Origin of the sequence: Protofrankia sp. CiT1 (genome assembly GCF_917627335.1) — a bacterium.
Taxonomy (GTDB): Bacteria; Actinomycetota; Actinomycetes; order Frankiales; family Frankiaceae; genus Protofrankia.
Genome location: NZ_CAKJTP010000191.1, coordinates 1 through 6415 on the forward strand (window position 1 = coordinate 1; position 6415 = coordinate 6415).

6 protein-coding genes and 1 pseudogene are annotated in these 6415 nt (G+C 66.4%); 2 read left to right on the forward strand and 5 right to left on the reverse strand.

Going from position 1 to position 6415, the window contains the following annotated elements; genetic code table 11:
• Positions 1-472: 472 nt before the first annotated feature.
• Positions 473-844, forward strand: a pseudogene (locus MJ785_RS19480) (dihydrofolate reductase family protein); the annotation flags it as partial.
• 493 nt (positions 845-1337) lie between these two features.
• Here MJ785_RS19480 and MJ785_RS19485 read toward each other — a convergent pair.
• The 5 genes from MJ785_RS19485 to MJ785_RS19505 form a co-directional block, all read right to left on the reverse strand.
• Positions 1338-2273, reverse strand: coding sequence for a hypothetical protein (locus tag MJ785_RS19485; protein ID WP_239382160.1), 936 nt, complete (start codon positions 2271-2273; stop codon positions 1338-1340).
• Positions 2270-2857, reverse strand: coding sequence for a hypothetical protein (locus MJ785_RS19490; protein WP_239382162.1), 588 nt, complete (start codon positions 2855-2857; stop codon positions 2270-2272). The genes MJ785_RS19485 and MJ785_RS19490 overlap by 4 nt, the downstream gene beginning before the upstream one ends.
• Positions 2858-3636: 779 nt before the next feature.
• Positions 3637-3912: an integrase core domain-containing protein gene (locus tag MJ785_RS22410; protein ID WP_370652993.1), complete on the reverse strand. Its 276-nt coding sequence runs from the start codon at positions 3910-3912 to the stop codon at positions 3637-3639.
• 57 nt (positions 3913-3969) lie between these two features.
• The gene (locus MJ785_RS19500; RefSeq protein ID WP_370652994.1) at positions 3970-5565 is read right to left on the reverse strand and encodes an ABC transporter substrate-binding protein; all 1596 of its coding nucleotides are present in this window, start codon (positions 5563-5565) and stop codon (positions 3970-3972) included.
• Positions 5565-5777, reverse strand: a complete 213-nt coding sequence (locus MJ785_RS19505) for a hypothetical protein (protein ID WP_239310059.1) — start codon at positions 5775-5777, stop codon at positions 5565-5567. Before MJ785_RS19505 ends, MJ785_RS19500 begins: the two co-directional genes overlap by 1 nt.
• Positions 5778-5792: 15 nt before the next feature.
• Between MJ785_RS19505 and MJ785_RS19510 the strand changes: the two genes are divergently transcribed.
• Positions 5793-6254 carry a hypothetical protein gene (locus MJ785_RS19510; RefSeq protein ID WP_239310060.1) on the forward strand — a complete coding sequence of 154 codons (462 nt, stop codon included), beginning with the start codon at positions 5793-5795 and terminating at the stop codon, positions 6252-6254.
• Positions 6255-6415 lie beyond the last annotated feature (161 nt).

Sequence of the window (6415 nt, forward strand, 5' to 3'; positions counted from 1 at the left end):
ATTATTGATCATGTTTCTGGCCTGCGCGAATGCGGTTTGCGATCTACCGCTTGGAGACCAGGCGCTTGGATCGGTGCTGGTCAGCGCCTCGGCGGCCGGTTCGAGCCCCGCCTGGACGTCCAGGTTGCCGTTGCGCGAACCGCCTCCATTCGGGGGCGTTGTAGCTGGTAGGACGCCCGTGGTGGACCGGCTGAGCAGCGCCGCCGCCCGGTGCAGCCGGGGCCGCAGCCTGCTAGGTCCAGGCATGGAAGCGGCGGTGCGCCGTCGGCGGCGATTAGCCCGGACGACGACAGCAGGTGCCGCCAGACACAGCCCGAGGTCAGCACGCGCAACGGGCAGCCGCTTCCGGTGCCGCTTTACTCCTTCACTGAGAGCAACGTGCAATTGCCCGCTATGGCAGCGTCCACCCCGTCCACGAGCCTGCTCGCCTGTTTGTCGTCCGCAGGACCCGACACCTCGGTGACGTCGACCCAACAGCGTCCCGAAGTACGTGGCCTCCCGCGGCAAGCCCGGCTTCTTGTGGGCCGAGTCCACGCAGCTCGGCCCGGATCTGGCCGGCGCAGTGCGCGAGATCCGTGCCCGGCACGAGCACGTGAAGGTCGTCGGGAGCCTGAACCTGGTGCAGACCCTCCTGCGCGAGAAGCTCTTCGACCGTCTCGACCTCTGGGTGCACCCGATCGTGTTCGGCGTCGGGAAGAAGGTGTTCGACGGCGGCGCGGTGCCCACAAACGTCACGCTCCTCGAACCGCCGGCAGCCGGTCCGAAGGGCACCGCGTACCTGCGTGGCACGCCTGGGACGGGAGACATGAGCGCACCCGATCGCGGTGCCGGGCGCGACGACTGAAGCCGGCCCGCACCAGATGGGTCTGTGTTGTCGGCGGTGAATCCTCCAGGTCGGCGCCGTACGCAATGGTCTGGCAGACCCTGTCGCCCTAGCTAGGCAGGACCGTCATCGCTGTCATCGCCGTGACCGCGCAGACCACGACCGGCAGGCACAGGCGACGGCGAGGCCGGCGGCGAGACCGCATCCTCGCCACCCACATGGCCGCCGCCCAGCAGCTCTCACCCACCCGGCGGTTCCGCGAGCAGCACCGCGAGGCCGGCAGGCCACAGCGACTCGCTGTCGACCCAGATGTTGCCCGCGTCCTCCGGTCAGCCGTGGGTGCTCGACGGTGTCAGGCTGTCCCGCTGCTGGCTGGTGCCGAGTGCCGAACGTTGCCTCGGTGTCGCTGCGCAACTGCGCGACCAGGCTGCGCGCAGTGCCTGCGCCGATGAGCAAGCGTTTGCGGAGGTTCTCCAGATCTGAACGAGTCGACCCACCGGAAGAAATCTGCCTGTTACGGCCCGTCGACACTCGTGAAACGTGAGTCGACTGAGAGCAGGCTGTACCGGCTCTTCGAGGTGATTCCCAGGTTGGTGTGTTCGACAGCGCGGGAGACGGTGACAGTGATGGTCTCGCCGAGCCCCAGGCCGAGACTGAGGAGGCGTTCCTCGCTGTTCACATCAACGTCGATGCGCGGGCTGTTCTTCGCGACACCGAGCTTGAGGGAGAACGAACCGTTGATGTTGAGTTCGACGACGCGTCCCGTGAAGAAACGCTGGTCGACCGACTCTCGCCGTTCGAGGTTCCTGCGGACATGCGCGCGGCCGAGCTCCGTGAGCGTGGCCCGGCGGCTGGTGCCGGACGAGGACCGCCAGATCACGTCTAGGTCGACAGCGTGTCGTTCCAGCGCATCGGTCAGAGCGACGAAGGCGTGGAGCAGGTCCGTCCTGTCGGCGAACCGTCGCATGTCCTGCTGGCCTTCGGCCGCGTCGTGCAGGTCCGCGACAGAGCGGACCGCGCTGTCAACGGGGTCCACCATGGGAAGCGCGAGCTGGCTGCCCTCATCCGCCAGCTCGGCGGGAACGGGGGCAGGGGCGAGGTGGAGCACCGCGCTGCCCCGCGAGAAGCCGACGAGGTCGAGCTGGAGGTCGGCCTGGCTCGCCGAAGGCGCCGCTCCCCTGAGCTCCTTGCGGAACGCGGCGAGGACCTCCTCGACGATCCGTTCGGGCAGCCGGCCGTTGACCCTGTCCCCGCTGAACCTCAGCGACAGGAACCGGGCGGTCACCGCGTCCGGATCGTAGGCGGACAGCGCTTCCGCGAAGCTGCGGTCCAGCGCCTCGACGAGATCGACATCGGACGCGTCGGCATCGTCGCCGGCCTGGCTGAGGTAGTCGTCGGCCATCCGGCGGGCGGCTGGACTGGACAACCGTTCAAGATCGTCTCGTCTCATACTTCCACCTCCAGGTAGCCGCGGCTCAGCGCGCCGCTCTCCTTGGCCGGCGGGCCTTTAGGCTCGCCGACCGGCCGGGTTCTCTGCCAGAAGTCGTCGAACGCCCCACGGTTCAGCGCGTAGTCGAGCTCCGGCCCCGGGGCCAGGTTCTGAAGCCGGAACGGACTCTGCACGTAGCGGTAGCGGTAGCGGATCAGGATCGGGCTGAGCCGGAACTGCTTCAGCATCTTCTCCCGGTTCGCCAGTTCGACGAGCTTCTTGGCGCCCGGCTTGCCCTTGCACTTCTGGATGGCGTCGTAACCGACCATCACCGACAGGTCCAGGTTGTGTGGATCGAGCTTCCCCGAGATGAAGCTGCCCGCGAGCCATACCACGCTCAGCAGCGCGTCGTCCCCGAGATGAGGCCGCATCCGCTCCTCGATGTCGGCCCAGATCCGCAGGTAGGCGACGAAGCCGTCCCAGATCTCCCGGCGGGTCGACGATCCGGGGAAGCCGTCCACGAAACGCTCCAAGACCTCGTCGAGGGCCGCCCGGTACCGGCCGGGAGGTAGGTGCGGCGGCTGACCAACCAGGGGTGGGATCACGACCAGGGGACTCCAGTTAAGTATCGTCGGGCTGGCCCTGTCGCGACAGGGGATTACTTCACGCTACAGATAGTCGCAGGTCAGTGGCAGATACAGACCCGGGACATCCTACGTCAGGGGATCACAAACCAGGCCGGGCCGCCAGGCACCACGATCCTTCCTCACACGGCCGCCCGGCGGACGATGACCCGCACCGCGATGTCGACCCACCAGACCACCACGGGGACGAGGCTGCCGGCCTGGTACGGGGCACTCGGTCCATACCGCCACCGCGATCCTCCTCGCGACCGCGCCCAGCCACGGCGCCACCCACACCGACAGCGTCCTACTCAGCCTGGTGCTGGCGCCGCTAACCACGCTGGCCTTCTTCCTCGGCTGGCTCTGCCGACGACGCGCCCAGCGACCCCATGGCGACCAGCCGACCACGGGGGCGAGACCTTCTACGGCAGCGAGTCGGACTCGGCGCTGGTCAACTGGGGGCCGCGTCAGCCGCCGCCTCCACGGGTTCGCTGACGCGCTACGCGGCCCGCAGCACCCCACCGCCCCGCGCGAGCAACCTCTACAGCGACCTCGACGCAGACCCGACCGCCGCCGCGTTCGCCACCCGGTGCACTGACCAGCACGGCAACCAGCCCACCAGCGCCATCCCTACAAGTGGATCGGAGGCAGGCTGCGGAAAGCCATAATGTCGTGTTCATGACCCAGTCGCTCGACGCGGGACCATGTGGGGTGTCAGAAGCCGGCTACGGGCGTTGACCTGGGATTTTAGGGGCTCGTTCCTATTCGTTGATCAAGTTGCCGAGGACGGGCCGGCGCTTGATCCGCTCCCTGGTCAGGTCTGCGACGGGGTAGTCAGGCCGTGGTGGTTGAAAAGCGCAGCCACGGTGAGGCCGTCGTCCGTTGTAGTGGGCCGCGTACTCGGCCAGGGCGGTGCGCACATGCCACTCACCGAAGATCAGCATCCGGTCAGTGACCTCGGTCCGGGCCGTGCGGACGAACCATTCCGCGTAGGCGTTCGCCCGCGGGGTTCGGGGTGGGCTCTTGATCGCGGTGATGCCGGCGTCGGCGAGGACCGCGTCGAAGGATGCGGTGACCTGACCTGACCTGCCCGGTCATGGACCAGGAACCGGAAGCCCGGCAGCCCGGTCACCGAGGTCCATGAGTAAGGTGCCGGGCTTGTTGGGTGGTCCACACGGACCGTCGGGGTGGGCGGTGACCCCGAGGATGTGGACGGTGCGGGAGCCGACTTCGATGAGGAAGAAGCAGTACAGACGCCGCAGCGTCACCGCGCAGTCCACGTGGAAGAAGTCCACTGCCAGCATCGTCGACGCCTGGGTGCGCAGGAACTGCCGCCATGTCGTGTCGGTCTGGTGTTGCGGAGCCGGGGGCAGCCCGAGGGTCTTACGGTACAAGTGAGGCTGCGGATCAATAAGTAAGCTTGCGCACCTTCTCCAAGTTTTCGAGCAGACTTTCCAACCGGCCTGGGTCGGCGATGTAGGCGAGCACCGCCTGGTAAAAGGCAGTCTGCATGGCGGCCGGCATGAGATCGGACGCGTCGAATTCGACGTCCGTGGCATCGACTGCGATCTGGGCCACCTTCCGGGACACCGTATCTGGGTAGGCGTCGAGTGGGACCTCGTGGTTCGGGGAGATGGCGCCCCCCGGTGAACCCATATCTGCTGTGCCTCGGGGGTGGCGATGTAACGGACGAGCCGGCGGGCCGCGGGCGTATCCCGGAACATGCCGAGCAGGTCCCCGGCGACCTCCTGTGTCGAGGTGCCAGGGTTGTCCGGCTGCAGCTGGAAGAAGTCGAAGTCTTTGCCTGCTACAAGAGGGTGGCCATCGCGCTTGTAGCGCTTGTAAAAGTCGGTGATGAATGAGGCTTCGTGGTCAAGGGTGCAGCGAGGCGGGTCGGTGAACATGCCGTTGCCGACGTTCCCGAAGTTGGTCAGCAAGACGCCGAGCGGGCCGCCAGCAACGGAGTCGTTGATAATCTTGCCCCAAGTCTCCCATGCCTGCTTCACCTTCTGCGAGGTCCACTCCAGCTGCCCCTGTGACCAGCGTCGGTAGAATTCCGGACCCGCCTGGTGCAGCAAGATGTCCTCCACCCAATCGGTACCCGGCCACCCCGACGTCGAACTCGACTCCAGTCCCAGGCACCAGGGCCTACCACCTGCCGCCTGGATCCGGTGGGTGAGGTCGGCCAAGCTGGTCCAGTCCGCAGGCGGCTGATAGCCGGCGGCCTGGAACGACGTCGGCGAATACCAAACGAGGCCCTTCAGCGCCACCTTGACGAAGATTGCCTTCTGCTTGCCCTTGTCCTGCCCGAGCCGTAGCCACTCCGAGCCGTACTGCTTCGCCATCTGCGGCTCGAGGACCGAGTCGAGTGACAGCAGGGCACCACGGGCGGACAGGTCCAACAGTTCGCCGGGGGTGGACAAGGCTACGAGATCCGGTGGGGTTCCGTTCTGCAGCCGGCTCGTGACTACGGCGTCCAAGTCACGCGCCCCTTCGTACCGGACACGGATCCCGGTCCTCACCTCAAACGGTCGGACCATCGCGAGGAAAGAGTCCTGTTCCGGGCCAGTCCAGGGGCCGAACACCGTCACGGTGCCGGCTGTGTCGCCCTCTGAACAAGAGGGCAGCCAGACGCTGGCGAGGAGCAACGTCAGACAAATCGCGGCGATCCGCCGCACCGGTACGATCATCACCGGTACTCGCCTAGTCGGGGGAAAATCCCGATGATCAGCAGCAGTACCACCACGCCGGTTAGAACCGGGATACCGGTGCCGAGCCAGTACTTCGACGCGGCGGCATGCGTCGCCGTGTCGAAGCGTCGCTGCGTAGACTCAGCCGTCGCGCCGAGTGCGTCCTCAGTCCGCTGGTATGCGTTCAAAAGCCTGCTGGTACGGGGCGCCAAGACAGCCTCCCGGGTATGGTCAGCGTCGGTATCGCTAGCGTCGACTTTCATATCCTGGTCAATGGTGGTGAATTCCCGGTATGCCGTGTTCGCCTGGGAGACTGCCGTACGCTCAGCTTCCGTGGCATCGAGGCGAAGAACGGGATCCAGCAGGCTGCTGAAACGTTTGGCGTTCGTTGCGCCTGCGAACATGGTGGCCGCCGTCCGGTCAACTCGCAGGCTGTCGACGGCATCCCCACCGCCAACGCTTGGGAGAGCATTCGCGACGTCCTGTGGGGCGATGAGGGATCTGGCGCGGGCACCGTAATCATCGGCGAGGAGAGCCATATCCATCTCGGCCCCGATCACACCTTGGAGCGCAGCCACTCCGTCATGGATGTCGTTGCGGGTGTGGGCGGTCTGGAACGACGTCAGCGTGAGCAGGATGATCCCAAGAACGGTCGCCGCGCACAGGGGCCTGTAAGAACAACGGTGTAACACCCAGCGCCAGCGGGCCGTTTCCGCAGGTGAAGGCCCCGTTGTTGGTAGTTACCGGAAGATCTTCTGACAGTCCCCACGGCCAAGCGCGCTCACGTCCACAGAGCTGCGGTCGATCGCCATCAGGAGTCCGTCCGCTGGTAGGTGGTCGCCTTGCCTCG